We start from the raw sequence: 18,171 nt of genomic DNA on the forward strand, positions 1-18,171 counted from the left end.
TATGAAATTATTAAGAAGTTTTCCATATACTGATTGCTAGATGAAATGATGGAGGTCGATATCATTGATAACCGTAAAAAATATTAGTCATACATTTAGAATCGGTAAAAAAGGGAGTGAGAAAAAGGTTCCGGTATTAAAGAATATCTCGTTTACAATTAATAAAGGAGAAATAGCTTCAATTGTTGGAAAAAGTGGCTCTGGCAAATCTACATTACTTAATATTGTTGCAGGATTTCTTAAGCCTGAGCAAGGCTCAATTGAGATGCAAGGGAAAGAAACGACAAACCTATCAGAATCAGACTATGCAAAGTTCCGCTCTGAAAATATGGGTTTTATCTTCCAAAACTTTCAGCTAATGCCGGGTTTAACCGCTTTTGAAAATATTGAATTGCCATTGAAAATCCAAGGAATGGGCAAAAATGCACGATTTAAAACAGTAGAAAAAATCATAAAAAAAGTCGGACTAGATGCTGTCTCAGATCACTACCCAAATGAGTTATCCGGAGGTCAACAACAACGGGTAGCCATAGCTCGAGCGCTTGTAACTAATCCACCAATCATTTTGGCAGATGAGCCAACTGGGAATTTAGATTCCGAAACGGAACAAGAAATTTTAAGTTTAATCAAGCTATTAAACGATACGATGGATATTACATTTATCATTATTACGCATGATGAAGAGGTTGCAAATATTGCACATCAAAAATTCTTGATGCATGATGGTGTATTAAAGGAGGCTATCCCTAGTGCGGTTTAGAGATCAAATAGATTTTGTTAGACAACATATTAAGAAGAATCGAATGCGTATTTTCACTACTATATTAGCAACAACAATGGGATGTGCATTTTTAATTGTCCTAGCTTCTATAGCATTTGGGTTACAAGGATCATTAAAGGATGAAATTTTATCAGATAGTTCTGTGACGAAAATTGAAGTATATAATTCTGATGAAAAAGATATTGACCAAAAGGCAATTAAAGCTATTCCAAATGTTCAGGCACTTGTGGATACAACTCACTTCAATGAGGCTCTTACTACTTATGTTAAATTTGAAAATCGTTCTGGATTTAGTGAAGTGAAATTTAATAATTTTGAAGAACAAAGAAAAGCAAAAGTTAAATTATCTGAAGGGACTTATCCAACCAAAGAAAATGAAATTGTCGTTGGGTATAATCTAGGACAAAACTTAGTAACAAAAGAAGAAAAACAAAATGCTAAAGAGGAACTAGATGAGCAAGAAAAATCGAAAATAGGTTACCACCAATCGTTACTAGGAAAAACAATATCAATTTCCTTCAAACCGGAAAATAGTAAAAAACATACGAAGACAAGAAAATATAAGGTTGTTGGGATAGGGGAGAAACCTTCTAAAGAGTGGGATATGGATTCAAGTATTCAATTAAGCGATACGATGAAATCCGAAATTCTAAAGGATTACAATATAATTGCTGAACAAAAGATGAAAGAACAGGATTTTTACTATGTAAGTTATTATGCTTATGCAACAGATATAGAGGCTGTTAAAGGTATACTAAAAGCTTTAAAAGCAATGGATTTATCTGTCTATTCAGTTACTGAGCAATTAGAACAATTAAATGTATTTTTCTTAGCATTAAAAGTAGGACTTATTTTTGTAGGAACAATAGCAGTATTAATAGCCTCCATCGGTATTTTCAATACGATGACAATGGCAGTTACAGAACGTACACGTGAAATAGGAGTGATGAAGGCAATAGGTGCAGGGCCAAAGTTAATTCAGCGATTGTTTGTGATGGAAAGTGCTTATATAGGTATTTTAGGCACAGCAATCGCAATCATTATTTCATATATTATTAGTTTTTTAGCAAACTTTGCATTACCTAAAATTCTAGAAGCGGTTATGCCTGATAGTGGTATTGGAGATGCTGCAATTCGATTTTCGACGATACCATGGGAGCTTGTGGTCATTGCTTCGTTGATTAGTGTGGGAGTTGCAATTATGAGTGGTTGGCGTCCGGCTCGAAAAGCAACCAAGATTGATGTCATTCAAGCATTACATCAAGATTAATATAAATAATTTTTTAAATCCCTGGGGTTCAACATAAGCCTCAGGGATTTAATGTTTTCATTAAAAGTGAGACTACTTCCATACTAGGGTACTGGGACAAATTTGGTTATTTTGAGGAGTTGTTATCCCAACCTAATATTTTTATCACAAATGATCAAATTCTCCTTTTCTAATAATTCCAAAAAAGTTGGAGGGGTTTTAAAGTGTTTAGTTTGTATAGTTTCGATAATCATTAATATTAGTTCTTGTTCTAAATCCTTTCGATTTTGTATATCTGTCTGACATAATTCTTTTTTTATTTTGGGAGTAAGAATCTCAATCACTTCAGATGCATTGAGTTGTAAAATATTCATCGAATCAGTCCTTTTTATTTAACCTTAAAATTTTTTCTATTTTAGTAGAGATATTTTGAATAGTTGTATTTAAAGATTCAAGTCTCTTTTCAAATCGAAGTAACAAGTATATAGATATTACAATAGGAAATCCTGAATTGTTAACCATATTTATTAGATTAGATATGTCAGACATTTATATACCTCCTTATTTTCATCAAAGCACGTTTTTTTTGTTTATAAACAGCCTGTGGTGAAATATTGAGGAGTTGTGCAATCTCTTTGTAGCTAATATCCTTTATAAAAAGAAAATAAAGAATAATCCTTTGCTTCTTTGTTAGTTGATGTATAGCTTGATAAACTTCCTCTTGTTCAATATAATCCTCTAGTTTTTCTGAAGATAGGAGGATATTTGAGTCTGATAAGATCCTTCGATGATTTGATACCTCTTTCACATCCATTAAGTTATAACGCTCAGTTGAATCTAATATTAATGGTTGCATTACTTGTCTCTTTCTAACCTTTTTATCAAAATGTTGGGCGGCAAAATGAATAGATTTTGAGAAATAGGAAATAACTAATATTCTAATATAGTACTGTTTAAATTGTTCTTCTATAATGTTAAGAATTTCTTCATTTTGTGTCTCGATATAAGTGCTAAATAATTCGTAATGATTCCCTTCCTTTAGGAAAGATTTTAAAATAGGATTCTTAATTTGCGCTTTATATTTTAAGTCCATCATTTTCCCCCTTCCTCATCTAATACGCGAATGTATGTTCTTATATTATAAAGGAAGAATGCGAACATTAAAATCAACCCTTTGAAAAATATTGTAAAAAATTATTTAAAATGTTTTAGTTGTAGACTAAGTATGTCCTACATGAAGTTACCTAGCGTATGCTTTTACAAATTTAATGAATTGTTTTACTACTGGTGAAATATACCCTGTGCTGCGCCAAATCATCATCGTTGTGCGAGTGCAAATCGGATGGCTAATCTTAATAGAAGTAACTTTTTCTATGTTAAAGGTTGTAGTACTAGGTACCAATGCAACGCCAAAATTAGCAGCAACAAGATCTACAATCGTTTTTTCATCGATTCCCTCAAAAACTACTTTTGGCTGAAAGTTTGCTTGTTGAAAAATTAGTTCAATGACATCCCTTAAGGCTGTTTCTTCTTTGAAAAAGATAAATGAATCATCAGCTACCTCATCTAAAGTAACATTTTCTCTACCGTTCAACCTGTGATTTTTAGGGACTATTAGCAAAAGTTCTTCTTGTATAATAGGGAGCATTTCTAAACTTTCTTTTTTAGTAGTTGGGGAGCAGAAACCAATATTAATAACTGATGTTTCTACCTGTTCAAGAATTTTACTCGTAATATCTTGATAGAGTTTGAATTGAATATGTGGGTATTGTAATTGAAATGATCGAATAAGTTCTGGGATATAACTTGATCCTAGTGTTTGAATAAACGCTAATTCAATGGTTCCGTGAAAGGGGTCTACTAAGTCATTAATCATCTTTTTGGCTGTCTCAATTTCATAGAGTGCATTACTTGCATGTTCCGAGAATAGCTTTCCATAACGGTTTAACTTAACTCCACGACTTTCTCTTTCAAAAAGAGGAGCGCCAATTTCTTTTTCTAATCGAGCAATAGATCTGCTAAGCGCAGATTGAGATAAGTTTAACTGTTCAGATGCTTTTGTGATGTTTTGTGTTTTGGCTAACGTTAAAAAGTATTGTAATTGATACCATTCCATAGCAAGTCCTCCGTTTGTTTGGTATTACAATTATGCATGGCTACTATGATAAATACAATTATTTATGCATACCTAAATCAGCGTATAATTGGAATATTGCTATTCTTGAGGAGGACTTTTATGGAAAAAGAAAAATTATGGACTAAAGACTTTATAAACATAACAATTATAAGTTTTTTTATTTTTTTAGTGTTTTATGTGCTAATTGCTTCTTTGCCGTTATATTTGGTAGAGAATTTGAATGCAGGTGCTGATAAGGCGGGACTTTTAACTACATTATTCTTAGCGGCTGCAATTGTTATTCGACCACTGGCAGGGAAATGGGTCGAAAAAGGTTCTCAGAAGAAAATTTTAATTTATTCTACAATAGCATTTTGTATCGCTTCGAGTTTATATTTGTTTACAAAATCATTAGGTGCAATTTTAGTTTTGAGAATTTTTCATGGTTTAACATTTGGTATTATTACAACTGTAAAAGGGACAATTAGTGCAGAGTTAATCCCTGCATCTAGACGTGGAGAAGGTGTTAGTTATTTCTCACTTGCTATGGGGGTAGCGATGGTATTTGGCCCAGTAATCGGGTTGAATTTAGCAAATCATAATATGTACACTCTATCTATTATATTGTGTATTATTTTTGCAGCTATTAATATCTTGTTAGCGTTAGTGATAAACGTTCCAAAACTTGAGCCAGTCACTAAAATAGAAAAGAGAGGCTTTTCATGGAATGATATTATGGATCGAAAAACGATTCCATATGCCATCCCAACATTTTTATTAGCTACTTCTTATTCTTGTGTATCGGCATTTTTAGCCATCTATGCGAAAGAACTGAACCTAGTGGCTGCAGCTAGTACATTTTTTATTGTTTATGCAATTTTTATGATAATCTTCCGCCCATTTACAGGTAAATACTCTGATATGTATGGACCGAAAATTATTGTTATTCCTTGTATTTTGATCTTTGCTATTGGGATGTTCATCTTACAATTGCCTCTTACTGGTTTTCTAATGATTATTGCGGGTATTCTAATTGGGATTGGTTATGGTTCAGTTACACCTGTGTTCCAATCTCAGATTATCAGTTCAGTCGAGCGACATCGGGTTGGAATCGCAAACTCTGTATTTTTCAATGCGATGGATTTAGGAATGGCAGTTGGTTCTTTTATTCTTGGAATTGTTGCTTCAAATGCAGGGTATAGCAGAATGTATTTAGTAGCTATGGGAATTATTATCGTAACATTCTTCATTTATATAGGAATTACGAAAGAAAAAAGAAGACAATAGAGTTAACTAATATCTTTTGCATAGTAGTTTCAAGTTTGAATTAAAAGAATTGAAAAGTGTTACATGAAAAGACTGTAAGCAAATTGTATTTTGCTTACAGTCTTTTTTGGAATATGAATGTCAATTTAAATTAGTAAATCTTAGTGGTATTGAACTTCTTTAAGTACGTCAATAGAGTTAATGTCAATACCCATTGCTTTAGCAACGCCTTCACCGTATTTTGGATCTGCTTTATAGCAGTGGATGATGTGACGTTCTTTGATAAAGTTTTCAACGCCTTCCATATTACGAGCAGTATTTTCAAATAGACGTTGTTGTTCATCTGGACTCATGATGTTGAACAATTTTCCTGGTTGTTCAAAGTAGTTATCATCGTCTTCACGGAAATCATAGATATCCGCAGGACCTGCCTCTTCAGATGGATTTTTGTATGCAGGCTGTTCTTGCCATTCACCATAGCTATTTGGCTCATAGTGTAGTGTACTTCCTAGGTTGCCATCTGTACGCATGAAACCATCACGATGGAAATTATGCACGGGGCATTTTGGTGCGTTAACCGGAATTAAAGTGTGATTGACACCTAAACGATAGCGTTGTGCATCAGCATATGCGAATAGACGGGCTTGAAGCATTCTATCTGGTGAAAAGCTAATACCAGGAACTACGTTAGAAGGAGCAAATGCAGCTTGTTCAACTTCAGCAAAGTAGTTTGCAGGGTTACGGTTTAACTCGAATTCACCAACTGGAATTAATGGATAATCTTTTTTATACCAAACTTTTGTTAAATCAAATGGATTATCAGGATGGTTCTTCGCTTGTTCATCTGTCATTACTTGGATGTACATTGTCCATTTAGGGAACTCACCACGCTCGATAGCTTCATATAGATCGCGTTGTGAAGATTCACGGTCTTTCGCGATTACTTCTGCAGCCTCTTCATCGGTTAAGTTTTTGATACCTTGTTGTGTTTTAAAATGGAATTTAACATAAACACGTTCGTTGTCTGCGTTAATCATTGAGTAAGTATGTGATCCAAAGCCGTGCATATGACGATAATCAGTTGGAATACCACGGTCACCCATTACGTAAGTAATTTGGTGTAACGCTTCAGGAAGGTTAGTCCAGAAATCCCAGTTGTTATTAGCAGAGCGCATATTGGTACGTGGATCACGTTTAACAGCATGGTTTAGGTCTGGGAAGTGCATTGCATCACGGAAGAAGAATACAGGAGTATTGTTACCAACTAAGTCCCAGTTACCTTCCTCTGTATAGAATTTTAATGCAAAACCGCGAATATCACGTTCAGCATCTGCAGCACCACGTTCACCGGCGACAGTAGAGAATCGTGCGAACATTGCTGTTTTCTTACCTATTTCAGAGAAAATTTTTGCTTTTGTATATTTAGTAATATCGTGAGTGACTGTGAATGTACCGAAAGCACCTGAACCTTTAGCGTGCATACGGCGTTCTGGAATAACTTCACGATTGAAGTTTGCTAGTTTTTCAATCAACCAAACATCTTGTAAAAGTACAGGACCACGTTTTCCTGCAGTCATAGAGTTTGTGTTACTTACAACAGGAGCCCCAGCGGCAGTAGTTAACTTTTTATTGTTATCCTTTGTCATGAATGAATTCCTCCTTAAAGAAATTGAATTACCTCTTCGAAAACAACTATAACAGATTAACAATTGAAAGTAAATTATAATTATTCTATTTTAGTAATTTTTATTTTAAAATATGATGTATAAATTAAAATAGATTTTACAATGATGCTATAACGATTACTTTTTAACGAATGTATTACAGATAGTTTAAAAATGGTGTTTAAAATAGAAAAAAACGAATAGGAAGATTTGATTACTTTTATCAAATCTTCTCGTTGATAGATAAAATATAATTATAATTGCATATTGTAATAATTATTATTATCATTAAAATTTATGAAATGTTCATAATTGAAAATGATATTCTCGTAAAATACTATGATTTATATCTACTTATTATACGGAGAGAATAGGTATGGAAATGTTGAATTCAGTGATTTAGAAGAAAAGAAATGATTCTTAATTATTTGCCTATACTAAGCAAACAACCTGTAAGAAGGGTAAATGTAGTCTTCTTAAATCGGTATGTAATCTACATATTTTTTCTTCATAATAATTCATTTATGATAGAGCTAATTGAAGTATTTTAATGGGGGGTTCACTAATGCCGATGTTAAATGAGGCAATTGACTTTATCAAGATGTATTATTTAGAAAACAAATTGCCCACGGACCAACTGGAACGACGTCTAAAATACATCAAGCAAGATATTAAGAAGTTTGGCGTTTACACTCATACGACAGATGAACTTGCTTATGGTGCAAAAATAGCTTGGCGAAATAGTAATAAATGCATTGGGCGATTGTTTTGGCAAACACTTCAAGTGAAAGATCAACGTGGGATAAATGATGAAAAAATAATTTTTGAAAAACTTTTAGAGCATATAGAATTTGCAACAAATAACGGAAAAATAAGACCGACTATATCTATCTTTGAATCACAGAAAGTAAGAATATGGAATCATCAATTGATTCGCTATGCTGGTTATGAACAAGATGATGGTTCAGTAATTGGAGATTCTAGTTCGATAGACTTTACAAAAGAATGTATAAAATTAGGATGGCAAGGAAAAGGCGGACAATTTGATGTATTACCAATAGTGATACAAGTTGAAAATCGTAAACCGCAGTTGTTTGAAATTCCGCAAAGATATGTTAAAGAGGTGCAATTGCGACATCCAAATTTCGAATGGTTCGTTGATTTACATTTAAAATGGTATGCTGTACCGATCATTTCAAGTATGAAGTTTGAAATCGGAGGCATTACATATACAGCAGCTCCGTTTAACGGATGGTATATGGGTACGGAAATTGGTGCTCGTAATTTAGCTGATAAAGATCGTTATAATATGTTGCCAATAATTGCTGAAAAAATGGATTTAGATACATCTTCCAATGCTAGTTTATGGCGTGATCGTGCATTAGTAGAACTTAATGTAGCGGTACTTTATTCTTTCAAAGAAGATGGTGTGAGCATTGTTGATCACCATACGGCTGCACAACAATTTAAACGTTTTGAAGTTAATGAAACGTCTGAAAATCGAGATGTGACTGGTAATTGGACATGGTTGATCCCTCCTTTATCTCCTGCAACGACACATATTTTCCACAAGCCATATGATAATACGAAGAAACTACCAGGGTACGCTTATCAAAAGAATCCCTACTAATTAGTAAAAGTTATTGAAAATCGAGCGAAGTTTTGTCGCTCGATTTTTTATCTTTCTTCCATTTATATAACAATGTTTTACACATACTTTGTAAAAATAAAACTCTTTAGTATCTTTAAGAGATAGTAGATTAAATGATTATTGTCTTAGTTGTATTATAATTCCAGTATATTTACGTCTTGTTATTGAATTTACCCTGTATTATAATAGACACGTATTAAAATTATATATTGCATGCCTCATCCAATAGATGAGGTAGAGGTCGCGATATTCATGAGTATGATCGACGAGATGAAAAAGCATTACAGACTCGATTAAAAAAGGGAATATTGCCGAAGTGTTGGTAAGCTTTTTATTGCTAATGCTGGGGCTGCTATCGAAAGGTGCAGAACTGTCACGTCTAAAAAGGCGTGTTGAGCTATCTTTATCAAGGTTGATGGGGAGTTTATATACCATCTCAATTTCCTTGGATGGTATTTTTTATTTGCTTCAAACCGACCTTTCTTGCAATGAAAATCGGAAAGAGGAGAAATATGAGTATAAAAGAGACAAGCTCTAGTGAACAACAGAGCTTAAATAGAGGTCTAAAAAGTCGTCATGTTACTATGATTTCACTCGGAGGAACAATTGGGACAGGATTGTTATTGGCGAGCGGAAATTCTGTTGCTGCTGCTGGACCGGGTGGTGCGCTTTTGGCTTATGGTTTAATCGGTATAATGGTATTTTTCTTAATGACTAGTCTTGGAGAAATGGCAGCGTATATGCCTGTATCAGGGTCATTTAGTACGTATGCTTCAAAATTTATTGATCCATCGTTAGGGTTTGCTCTAGGATGGAACTACTGGTATAACTGGGCCATCACTATTGCAGCAGAAGTTTCAGCTGTTTCAATTGTTATGAAATATTGGTTCCCTGAAACACCTTCATTTATATGGAGTGCAGCCTTTTTAATAATTATTTTTGTCTTAAATTATTTATCTGTTAATAGTTTTGGTGAAAGTGAATATTGGTTTGCGATTATTAAAGTTGCAACGGTTATTATTTTCTTAATCGTAAGCTTTTTAATGATTTTCGGTATTTTAGGTGGAAATGCACCGGTTGGTTTTACGAATTTCTTTAAAGGGGATGCACCATTCCACGGAGGTTTCTTTGCGACATTTGGTATTTTCTTAGCTGCAGGGTTCTCATTCCAAGGAACTGAGTTGCTTGGTATTACTGCTGGGGAAACAAAAAATCCAGACAAAACGATTCCAAAGGCAGTAAAACAAATTTTTTGGCGTATTTTGTTATTCTATATTCTAGCAATATTAGCTATTGGGTTATTGATTCCATATACAGATGCTCGCCTTGCTAATAGCGATGATGTCACTGTTAGCCCATTTACTTTAGTATTTGAAAATGCTGGTATTGCTTTTGCAGCTTCAATTATGAATGCAGTAATTTTAACTGCTATTTTATCAGCCGGTAACTCAGGATTATATGCATCATCCCGTACATTGTGGGAATTAGCGATGGAAGGTAAAGCACCAAGAATTTTCAAAAAGTTAAACAAACGTGGTGTACCAGTTGCAGCACTTATTGCTACATTATTAGTTGCTTGTTTATCTTTCTTAGCATCTTTATTTGGGACAGGTACTGTGTATATTTGGTTATTAAATGCATCGGGGATGTGTGGGTTTATCGCATGGTTAGGTATTGCAGCGAGCCATTACCGCTTCCGCAAAGCGTTTGTTGCACAAGGACATGATCTATCTGAACTACCATACCGTTCGAGATTTTTCCCGTTTGGTCCAATCTTTGCATTTGTAGTATGTATGATTGTTGTATTAGGGCAAAATTATACAGCATTTACAGGTGGTCATATTGATTGGTATGGAATATTAGTATCTTATATTGGCTTGCCAATTTTCTTTATCCTTTGGTTTGGATACAAATGGAAACATAAAACTAAAATTGTTCGTTTAGAGGAAGCAGATTTTTCAACTGATCGACCTATTCAATAAAAATATTGCTAATCTATTTCTGGAGAAAGTCCTAAATAGATTAGCTTTTTTAATTTATTATTTTTGATTTGTAATGGCGTTTCAAAAGTGTATTATACCCAAACGGACGAATAATAGAGAGTATATTTTTTTAGAACGTTCGTGTAAATAGATTGAAATTTATTATATTTGAAAGAATGTTATTAAAAAATGCACATTTTAAATTATCTGAATTATTTTACATTTTAACATTCCGTTGAATTTTACTTATAGCATGCTATAATTGTGACATTCTCAAATTATAAAACTAAATATTAATCGCTCATATAATAGCAAGAATAAGGCTTGCGAGTTTCTACCAGTTCACCGTAAATGAATTGACTATGAGAAGCAAATATAATAGTAAATAGTTTACTTAGTCAGTATTCTTTTTCCTATTACTTTCGATTTTATAACTCGAAGGACTTGCTCGCTCATAGATTTGTGAGTGTACAAGTTCTTCGAGTTTTTTATTTGAAAACGGGATACGACATATAAAATACGAAGAACTCAATCTAGAAGGGAGATCCTAAGTTTTGAAACTACTTCAGGATAAAATCATAAGTGAAGGTAAAGTCTTATCAGGAGACGTATTAAAAGTAGATTCATTTTTGAATCATCAAATTGATCCACATCTTATGCAAGCAATTGGGCAAGAGTTTGCTAATCGATATAAAGATGCTGGGCTAACAAAAATTCTTACTATAGAATCTTCAGGAATTGCTCCAGCTGTAATGGCGGGACTCATATTAGGGATTCCGGTTGTGTTCGCTCGTAAGCGCAAGTCAGTAACATTAACAGATAACTTCTATTCTGCAGATGTTTACTCGTTTACGAAAAAAGTAACAAATACGATCTCTGTTTCAAAAGATTATATCGATAAAGATGATGTTCTATTAGTTATTGATGATTTCTTAGCTAATGGGGAAGCAGCAAAAGGCTTAATCAATATTGCTAAACAAGCTGAGGCTACTATAAGCGGCATTGGCATTGTCATAGAAAAAGGTTTCCAACCAGGTGGTCAATATTTACGAGACCTAGGTTATCGAGTTGATTCATTGGCTATTATTTCTTCATTAGAAAATGGCAAAGTACAATTTGCTTAGGAGGCAACTGATCAGATGAACAAGGTAAAACTTGCAACACTTGGAATTCAGCATTTACTAGCAATGTATGCAGGAGCAATTTTAGTACCATTAATCATTGGGGGAGCACTGAAGTTTGATTCTACTCAGTTAACGTATTTAGTATCTATTGACATTATGATGTGTGGTATAGCTACATTATTACAAGTTATGCGTGGTAAAGTAATTGGAATCGGATTACCTTTAGTTCTCGGATGTACATTTACAGCTGTAACACCAATCATTGGAATTGGTGCGAAATATGGCATAGGTTCTATCTATGGTGCAGTAATTGCATCTGGTTTAATTGTTGTTCTTATTTCAGGCATTTTTGGTAAACTCGTAAAGTTCTTCCCACCTATAGTTACAGGTTCAGTAGTAACAATCATTGGGATTACGTTAATACCAGTTGCTGTTAATAACGCTGGTGGTGGTCAAGGAGCTGCTGATTTCGGTTCAGTTTCTAACATTTCGCTTGCTTTTGGCACATTAATAGCAATTATTTTGTTGTATCGTTTTACAAAAGGATTTGTTCGTTCAATTGCTATTCTAATTGGTTTAGTGTTAGGGACTATTGCCGCTGCTTTTGTTGGTAAGGTAGATTTTTCACCAGTAGCAGACGCTGCATGGGGACAAATTGTAACACCATTCTATTTTGCAACTCCGGAATTTCATGCACAACCAATTATCATTATGACCCTTGTTGCGATCGTGTCTCTTGTTGAATCAACAGGTTCTTATTTTGCATTAAGTAATATGACAAATACACCAATTGACGATAAAGCACTTGCACGCGGATATCGCTCAGAAGGCTTAGCTTCTATTATAGGTGGTATTTTCAACTCATTCCCGTACACAGCATTTTCTCAAAATGTAGGTTTAATGCAAATGACAGGTGTCAAAAATCGATCTGTTATCTTCATCACAGGTATTTTACTAGTATCGCTAGGTTTCTTACCTAAAATTGCCGCTCTAACAACAATTATCCCTACCGCTGTCCTTGGTGGTGCGATGATTGCAATGTTCGGCATGGTTATTTCTCAAGGAATTAAAATGTTAGGTGCTGCAGTAGGGGGCTCTGAAGGAAATGCAATGATTATCGCTTGCTCTATTGGTATGGGACTTGGAGTAACAGTTGTTCCAGATATCTTCAAAGTACTTCCTGAAACTGTTCGTATTTTAACAAGTAATGGTATTGTAGCAGGTAGTGTAACAGCTATTGCATTAAATATCATTTTCAACATGATTCCGTGGAGACGTGATGTACAGGTAGAGCCTGTGAAAATGGAAGAAATGAAAGAAGTAAAAACGAAGCTAACTGAAAAGCATGCTTAATTTATAGAAAATGTAGCCCCATCCAAATCGGATGGGGCTTTTTGAATTTAAAAAACGATTCTAAAAAGATATTCATCACTTTTAGAATCGTTTTTCTTTTGTAAGTATTCTATTAAACAAGTGCTTGTTCTTTTTCTAATGCTTTTCCTAAGAAAGTAGCGAGCTCTAGCATTCCGTATTTCCCAGCTTTAGCTTCTGCATCGCTATTGTAATTCGTATTTGTATTGATATCGTAAGTATAAACGATGCCGTTTTCATCTTTGATAAATTCGATTCCTGCAACTGTAATATTTTGTGCTTTTAAGAATTCTTCATAAGATTTGATTTGTTCTAAATCTAATACAGAGTCATCAACGATTTGGAACTTAGGTTTTTCTTCAACTTCCTCACCGACTGGGCAGAATAGGTCGTTGATTTGGCATGCGTCTGCTGGGCATAGTTCGAAACCTTTTGAGGTATCAACTTGAACGGCATAAACAAATTTTGCACCAACAAATTCAGCACGAGTGATAAATGATTCGGGAGATTTAATATATTGTTGGATTAGAGTAATTCCGTCAACAGGTTCTTCGTAAAGAGGACCATTCACATAAGCTTCTAAAGCTTCAATAGAGTTGAATAATTGAACGCCGAGTCCTTTACCGGCGCGGTTATGTTTTGTGATAAATGAAGGTGTGTTTAACTTTTTAGCAGCTTCAATTATTTGTTTTTTTCCAACAGCTGCGATTGTTTTAGGTGTACGAATGCCTGCTTTTTCTAAAGCTAAGTATTGATTTACTTTACTTAATTCTAGCTTAAGTGCGTCTGTTCCGTTAAATACTGTACGGCCGTGGAATTCTAACCATGCAAGTACAGCATTAGATAATTCCGGAGCGAATCGATGATCACGTGTATGTGATGAGGCACTCATACGGCTGTAAAATACGCCTTCAGGTGGCACAGAACTTAAATCTACTGTACCTTGATCTAAAAACCATTCTTCATATGGAATATTTAATTCATTTAATCGTTTTGTTAAATGATCTGTCCACTCGCTATTTTCATGAATAATATAAACTTTTGACATTATTTTGCCGCCTCCACTTTTTCTTTTCTAAGTTGTTCTACTAATGGCATTACTTTTTCAGCAAATATCTTCATTTCTTCTAGTTGTGGCGAAAATTGAAGGATTAATAGATTTAAGCCAACTTCTTCATAAGCAAGAATACGTTTCGCAATTTGCTTAGGTGTACCAATTAGGTTTGGACGGAGACCGCGATTTGAGACACAGTAGTCTTCTTTACTAACTTTTACATTTAGTTGAGATTTGCCGACAAAATCTTTGTATCCCGCATAAGCTTTACTTTCAGGATTCATCGTAGTGATGCGTTGTAATTCAGCTTGCACTTTTTCTTCTGTATCACGGCAAATGATGTAAGCAGCCATACCAAATGTGTCGAAATCAGGTTTTCCAAGTTCTTGGCGGCGTCCATTCATTTCCTTAATCTTTGATTCAATCTCTTCTATAGTGCCACCATGCATCACATAAGAATCACATGTTTTTGCAATTGTTTGTTTACCTGTTTCCGATTCTCCGCCTGCAAATATAGGGATATGGTTGTTTCTCACTGGTTTTGGCACTAGATAAGTATTTTCAAATTCATAGTAATCACCTTTAAATGATGCAGGTGTTTTAGTAAATAATTCTTCTAGTGCAGCCAAAAATTCTTCTGTACGAGCGTATCGCGAATCGTGAGCAGTGAAAGCACCCCCGTATTGACGAGCTTCTTCTTCCCACCAAGCAGAAACGACATTTAATGCAAGGCGCCCATTGCTGATTTGATCTATATTAGAGGCCATTTTCCCAAAAGTTTGTGGGTTGTAATAGCCTGGACGAATAGCTGTAAGAATGTTTAGTTTTTCTGTGACTGCTGCTATTGCTGCAGTAGTTGACCATGCATCTAATGCAGGTTCTTCAATGCCTTTAATATCATTTAAAAAAAGTTCAGCAATTAGTGTCATATCATAGCCGAGTTGTTCAGCTTGCTGTGCCACTTTTTTCACATAATCAAATGTAGCTGGCATTTGATTGTGTTCATCTTCTATATTTCTTAACCATCCACCATAAAGAGGAGACCAATATCCATACTTCATATCCCTGAAACCGCCCTTCAAATTAAATTTAAAATAGTCTGACTATTTGTTGCGCTTATCGTAACATAAATTATATTGATAAACAATATAATTTGTATAAAACATAGTTGACAAATAAGTTTTTAAATATTAAATTTAATTCAGAAAATTTAAATTATTTTATATTGTGATCTAGTTGTATTCAGGGCGAAGAAAATTGATGAAAGTATAAAATGACTGAATCAGGAGGTAAATATAGATGACTTTACAATTTGCCTATTGGGCACCCAATGTAAGCGGAGGACTTGTGGTTTCGAATCTTCCTCAGAAAACAGGTTGGAATTTTGAGGACAATAAACGTTATGCGCAAATTGCGGAAAATATAGGGTTTGACTATGTATTACTACAGACCCGTTTCTTATCTAGTTATGGTGCGGAAAATCAATTAGAGGCCGCAACATTGGCTTCTGCTTTAGCGGCTACAACAGAGCGTTTGAACATTATTACGGCTGTTCTTCCTGGATTATGGCAACCTGCTGTTTTTGCTAAGATGATGGCAACGATTGATCAGATTAGTGGTGGTCGTGCTTCAGTGAATGTAGTAAGTGGTTGGTTAAAAGATGAGTTTACTAGCTATGGCGAATATTGGCTAGATCATGATGAACGTTATCGTCGGTCAGAGGAATTTATCGAAGTATTAAAACTTCTGTGGAACGAACCAAAAGCGAATTATCATGGAAACTTTTATCGTTTAAATGATGCAACGTTAGAGCCAAAACCTATTAACCCAATTACAGTCTTTCAAGGAGGGCTATCACGTGCTGCTAAAGAAATGGGGGGGCGTGTTTCAGATGTTTTCTTTATGAATGGAAATACATTAGATGCTTTGAAAGAAACAATTGAAGAAGTGAAAAGACTTCGTAAAGAAAATGGTCAAGGCCCAATTCGATTTGGAGTGAATGGTTTTGCAATTGTACGTGACACGGAAGTGGAGGCACAACAAGTGCTCCGTGATATCGTATCTAATGCGAATACAGAAGCGGTTAAGGGTTTTAAAAAGTCAGTACAAAAAGCGGGAGCCTCTTCACCAGAAGGTAAGGGGATGTGGGCAGATGCTTCTCTTGAAGACCTTGTACAATATAATGAAGGATTTAAAACAGGTTTAATCGGTACGCCTGAACAAGTTGCAAATCGTATAATTGAGTTGAAGAAAATTGGCGTAGATATTGTCCTGACGGGATTCTTACATTATGAAGAAGAACTAAAGGCATTCGGAGAAAAAGTTATTCCTCTGGTACGTGAAAAAGAAGTATCATTAAATATAGTAAATGCCTAAGTATAAATATTGACAGATAAAACAGGGTTCAAAGGAATAGAGAGTTTGAACCCTGTTTTTAATGATCTTAGAATTTGTATTAGCCACGTGACTTGATTCGCTCCTGCGATTACTCGTCGCAGAAAATTTTTATTGCTCCCAGTTTTTCATTTGTTCTTCTTCAGCGATTGCTTGTAAATCATACGCATCAATTAGGAAAATCTCATATTCATATTTGTCGGCATATTGCTCGGCTAGTTTTTTTATATATTTTGGAGAGCCTTCATTTTCTTCATCATAGACTATTAAGATCCCGTCCGAATTTTTCAAAAAGAATTTATTTTTTTCGATAAACTGCCAAGGTGCTTCGTATGGACGTTTTGTTAGACTTGTTACAAAGTCAGCTTGCGCCAGAATCATTTCATACTTTTCTTGTTTAGCTTCGTTCCAATTCTTTTCTTGATCTAAAAAAGGCGTGATGATTGCATATTTTAAATCGGGATATTCCATCTGCAAATCCATAACAACTTCAGCAGCCCAAGTTTCGACCCCGAGCTGCCCACTTAAAACTACCCACTCAAGTCCATCCTCAATAAACGATATTAAACGGTCTTGCAATGCTTTTTTGATGATTGCAAGACCGGGATGTTTATCGTTGAAAATGCCAAGTTCATGTGCTTTGTATCCAGTTATCACAAGTCGTTTTAGCATATTAACCTCCTAAGTTTTATATAGTATATACCTATCTATTATGAATAATTTCTTATTTAAGGTCTTTATCTTTATCAAGGATAACATTGAAAATTATTACACTGTTTTATACGATTGTGTCCCGTTAGAGTATTGAAATGTACTGGACTCTATAGAAGAGATTCAACACAATAATATAAAAAACCGATTTCTATAGAAACCGGTTGACTGAAATAAATATAGAAACAGTTTTGCTGCTATACAATCTCTTGCTTTAAATGACCTAAGTGCAAGAACATTGATACAAGAAACAATTTCCACCATTCATTTTACAATAGCTGTTTTCTGTTTACAATGGATTGAATACGGGTCGAAAGAGTATTAACCCAGCCTAGAGTGCAGTTGATTAATAAAATTAGTTTATGAGATTTCTTTTTGTTTTGTTCAGTGACAATATAGGTATCCGTTATTCTCTGCGTTAAATATAGTTAATCGAACAATATATAATAAAAAATGAAATTATATTATATAGAAGATAATTTTATATTTATAAAAGTCTACTATTAATTTCATAAAAAGTATTGACGGATATAAATCATACATGTTAATATAGTCAAGTCGCTAAAACAAATATTAATTCTGTGTTGTATAATTAATATTATTCATTGACAATAACTAAATAAAGTGATATACTTATTAAGTCACTGTTAAATGAAACGAACATAAAACAACTTTTAAAAAGTTGTTGACATCGTAAATAAGATTTGATATAATAATCAAGTCGTTAAAACAAGCGACACAATATGAACCTTGAAAACTGAACAAGCAAGATGTTAATCAATAAACTTTGTTTTTAACAAAGATAAAA

The 18,171-nt window shown here is 34.2% G+C and carries 16 protein-coding genes and 2 riboswitches; of the genes, 8 read left to right on the forward strand and 8 right to left on the reverse strand.

Annotated elements, in window-relative coordinates; all coding sequences use genetic code 11:
- Positions 1-64 precede the first annotated feature (64 nt).
- Together D1606_RS15670 and D1606_RS15675 are read left to right on the forward strand one after the other, a co-directional pair.
- Complete coding sequence (locus D1606_RS15670) at positions 65-760, forward strand: ABC transporter ATP-binding protein (protein ID WP_119416953.1); 696 nt, start codon at positions 65-67, stop codon at positions 758-760.
- Complete coding sequence (locus D1606_RS15675) at positions 750-2,051, forward strand: ABC transporter permease (RefSeq protein WP_119416954.1); 1,302 nt, start codon at positions 750-752, stop codon at positions 2,049-2,051. The genes D1606_RS15670 and D1606_RS15675 overlap by 11 nt, the downstream gene beginning before the upstream one ends.
- A gap of 122 nt (positions 2,052-2,173) precedes the next feature.
- Here the strand turns inward: D1606_RS15675 and D1606_RS15680 are convergent, their stop codons facing one another.
- The 4 genes from D1606_RS15680 to D1606_RS15695 all read right to left on the reverse strand — a co-directional run bounded on the left by D1606_RS15680 (position 2,174) and on the right by D1606_RS15695 (position 4,146).
- Complete coding sequence (locus D1606_RS15680; RefSeq protein WP_119416955.1) at positions 2,174-2,404, reverse strand: hypothetical protein; 231 nt, start codon at positions 2,402-2,404, stop codon at positions 2,174-2,176.
- A 4-nt stretch (positions 2,405-2,408) separates the two neighbouring features.
- Entirely contained in the window at positions 2,409-2,579 is a 171-nt protein-coding gene (locus tag D1606_RS15685; protein WP_199670774.1) for a YvrJ family protein, read from the reverse strand.
- Positions 2,572-3,123 carry an RNA polymerase sigma factor gene (locus tag D1606_RS15690; protein WP_158582404.1) on the reverse strand — a complete coding sequence of 184 codons (552 nt, stop codon included), beginning with the start codon at positions 3,121-3,123 and terminating at the stop codon, positions 2,572-2,574. Before D1606_RS15690 ends, D1606_RS15685 begins: the two co-directional genes overlap by 8 nt.
- Positions 3,124-3,270: 147 nt before the next feature.
- Positions 3,271-4,146: a LysR family transcriptional regulator gene (locus D1606_RS15695; protein WP_119416957.1), complete on the reverse strand. Its 876-nt coding sequence runs from the start codon at positions 4,144-4,146 to the stop codon at positions 3,271-3,273.
- 120 nt (positions 4,147-4,266) lie between these two features.
- Here D1606_RS15695 and D1606_RS15700 point away from each other — a divergent pair, with 120 nt between their 5' ends.
- Positions 4,267-5,433, forward strand: coding sequence for an MFS transporter (locus D1606_RS15700; RefSeq protein ID WP_367269487.1), 1,167 nt, complete (start codon positions 4,267-4,269; stop codon positions 5,431-5,433).
- A gap of 140 nt (positions 5,434-5,573) precedes the next feature.
- Here the strand turns inward: D1606_RS15700 and D1606_RS15705 are convergent, their stop codons facing one another.
- Positions 5,574-7,058, reverse strand: a complete 1,485-nt coding sequence (locus tag D1606_RS15705; RefSeq protein ID WP_119416959.1) for a catalase — start codon at positions 7,056-7,058, stop codon at positions 5,574-5,576.
- A gap of 583 nt (positions 7,059-7,641) precedes the next feature.
- On the opposite strand from D1606_RS15705, the gene D1606_RS15710 reads away from it, so the two are divergent.
- The 4 genes from D1606_RS15710 (at position 7,642) to D1606_RS15725 (ending at position 13,186) form a co-directional block, all read left to right on the forward strand.
- Positions 7,642-8,706, forward strand: coding sequence for a nitric oxide synthase oxygenase (locus D1606_RS15710; protein ID WP_369973819.1), 1,065 nt, complete (start codon positions 7,642-7,644; stop codon positions 8,704-8,706).
- Between the two features lie 248 nt (positions 8,707-8,954).
- A riboswitch (Lysine riboswitch) is annotated at positions 8,955-9,135 on the forward strand.
- Positions 9,136-9,239: 104 nt separating this feature from the next.
- Entirely contained in the window at positions 9,240-10,709 is a 1,470-nt protein-coding gene (locus D1606_RS15715) for an amino acid permease (protein ID WP_119416960.1), read from the forward strand.
- 281 nt (positions 10,710-10,990) lie between these two features.
- A riboswitch (purine riboswitch) is annotated at positions 10,991-11,092 on the forward strand.
- Between the two features lie 171 nt (positions 11,093-11,263).
- A complete protein-coding gene (locus D1606_RS15720; RefSeq protein WP_119416961.1) occupies positions 11,264-11,833 on the forward strand; it encodes a xanthine phosphoribosyltransferase in 570 nt (189 codons plus the stop codon).
- Positions 11,834-11,848: 15 nt separating this feature from the next.
- Positions 11,849-13,186, forward strand: a complete 1,338-nt coding sequence (locus tag D1606_RS15725; protein ID WP_119416962.1) for a nucleobase:cation symporter-2 family protein — start codon at positions 11,849-11,851, stop codon at positions 13,184-13,186.
- A 112-nt stretch (positions 13,187-13,298) separates the two neighbouring features.
- Here the strand turns inward: D1606_RS15725 and D1606_RS15730 are convergent, their stop codons facing one another.
- On the reverse strand, positions 13,299-14,252 hold the full coding sequence (locus D1606_RS15730) for an ATP-grasp domain-containing protein (RefSeq protein ID WP_119416963.1): 954 nt from the start codon (positions 14,250-14,252) through the stop codon (positions 13,299-13,301).
- A complete protein-coding gene (locus tag D1606_RS15735) occupies positions 14,252-15,319 on the reverse strand; it encodes an LLM class flavin-dependent oxidoreductase (protein ID WP_119416964.1) in 1,068 nt (355 codons plus the stop codon). The genes D1606_RS15730 and D1606_RS15735 overlap by 1 nt, the downstream gene beginning before the upstream one ends.
- A 238-nt stretch (positions 15,320-15,557) precedes the next feature.
- On the opposite strand from D1606_RS15735, the gene sfnG reads away from it, so the two are divergent.
- Positions 15,558-16,634: a dimethylsulfone monooxygenase SfnG gene (gene sfnG, locus D1606_RS15740; RefSeq protein ID WP_119416965.1), complete on the forward strand. Its 1,077-nt coding sequence runs from the start codon at positions 15,558-15,560 to the stop codon at positions 16,632-16,634.
- A 129-nt stretch (positions 16,635-16,763) separates the two neighbouring features.
- Here the strand turns inward: sfnG and D1606_RS15745 are convergent, their stop codons facing one another.
- Positions 16,764-17,324, reverse strand: coding sequence for an SLOG family protein (locus D1606_RS15745; protein WP_119416966.1), 561 nt, complete (start codon positions 17,322-17,324; stop codon positions 16,764-16,766).
- Between the last annotated feature and the right edge of the window lie 847 nt (positions 17,325-18,171).

Origin of the sequence: Rummeliibacillus sp. POC4 (assembly GCF_003576525.1) — a bacterium.
GTDB lineage: Bacteria > Bacillota > Bacilli > Bacillales_A > Planococcaceae > Rummeliibacillus.